Raw genomic sequence first — 1,552 nt, 5'->3', positions numbered from 1 at the left:
GATTCTGTTGAAGAACTCGGTGGGTGGAGGCGGCGCCAAGCGATGCCGCCGGTCATGCGGCTCCCCGCCTCACGGCATGAATCCGCCCGATTCGCGCGGCACTTCGCCGCGCCGCTTCCTCATACAGCTACTGCACTTCCGATTCCCTGCTTTGGACCGAGCCAGCGGGCCATTCTTCGCAGGTTTTGCGCCGCTGCGGCCATCAGGAACTCGTCTCGGGCACCTATGAGGCCTCGCAGCCGCAGTCGATCGAGCTTCAGGATGCGTTTGAGGTGTGCGAACAGCATCTCGACCTTCTTACGGTCCTTGCGCGACTGCTCGTACCCGGGGGAGGCGCATACAGTACGTGCCACATCCCGCGCGTCTTCGTAGACGCTGCGCGGGATCTTGCGGCTCGGTGTGTTGGGGCAGCAGCGCTGCTTCAGCGCGCAGCCAGCGCAGTCGCTGTTCGTCGCCCTGTAGAGGAGCGTGTCTGCCGCAGTTGCCCGCCCCGTGGTATTCAGCTTCTTGCCGCCTGGGCAGGTGTATGCGTTCTCCTGCGCATCGAAGGTGAAGTCCGAGCGGCTGAAGGTGCCGTCGTCCCGGTTGGCCTTCTCCCACACCGGGATGTGTGGCTCGATCTGCTTTTCATTGACGATCCAGTTCAGAAGGGGCGCAGCTCCGTAGGCCGTGTCACCGACCAACCGCTTGGGCTTGAGGTGCACTTGGCGTTCGACGCGATCAATCATCGTCTTGGTGGACTGGACCTCGTCGGTGCGGTGAGCGGGAGTCGCCTCGACGTCCACGATGATCCCGGCGTCCAGGTCGATCAGGTAGTTGGTTGAGTACGCGTAGAAGGCAGGCCCACCTGGCGCAGCTGTCCATCGAGCCTCAGGATCGGTGGGCGAGATATGTCTGGGCGGACTGCCCGGCGGCCCTTCTGGGGGATCGTCCTCCGCAGGGGGATTCGCGGCATCAAGCGCCTGAAGGTACTCGCGCACAGCGCGGGTTGGCGCCTCACCCTCGGTCCAACGAGAAGCGCGGCTCGCGTCGGCCTTGATCACGCTCGCGTCGATGGCGAAGCCTTCCCCGCCTACCAACCCCTCCTTCATGCAGCGGCGCAGCACCGACTCGAACAGATGGCGGAAGGCGTCGCTCTGGCGAAAGCGCCCGTGCCGGTTCTTGGAGAAGGTGGAGTGGTCCGGCACACGTTGCTCCAGGTCGAGCCGACAGAACCAGCGATAGGCCAAGTTCAGATGGACCTCTTCACAGAGCCTGCGTTCCGAGCGGATGCCGAAGCAGTAGCCGATGACCAGCATCCGGATCATCAGTTCCGGATCGATCGAGGGACGGCCGGTGTGGCTGTAGAAGGAAGCGAGGTGCTCGCGCAGCTCGCTCAGGTCGAGGAAGAGGTCGACGCCTCGCAGCAGGTGATCTCTGGGGACATGGTCTTCAAGGTTGAACGAGTAGAACAGCCGATCCTGCGCTCCGCCTTGGCTTCCCATCATCGTCAGCACCCCCGCATTTGGTTCGCGCAAATCTAGGCGGCACCGGAGAGTTTTTCAACAGAATC

Annotated in this window: 1 protein-coding gene; it reads right to left on the bottom strand. The window is 63.3% G+C overall.

Going from position 1 to position 1,552, the window contains the following annotated elements; genetic code table 11:
• Nucleotides 1–119: 119 nt before the first annotated feature.
• Entirely contained in the window at nucleotides 120–1,487 is a 1,368-nt protein-coding gene (locus tag FN976_RS28670) for a transposase (protein ID WP_145897513.1), read from the bottom strand.
• Nucleotides 1,488–1,552: the final 65 nt, after the last annotated feature.

The sequence above is a fragment of the Caenimonas sedimenti genome (assembly GCF_007833165.1).
Classification (GTDB): Bacteria; Pseudomonadota; Gammaproteobacteria; order Burkholderiales; family Burkholderiaceae_C; genus Ramlibacter; species Ramlibacter sedimenti.
The sequence above is the reverse complement of the archived record's forward strand: the minus strand, read 5'-3'. Positions and strand labels throughout refer to the sequence as shown.

Coding starts and splice junctions, on each gene's coding strand:
- FN976_RS28670 (WP_145897513.1), bottom strand. CDS start 1,487: ATGATGGGAAGCCAAGGCGGAGCGCAGGATCGGCTGTTCTACTCGTTC.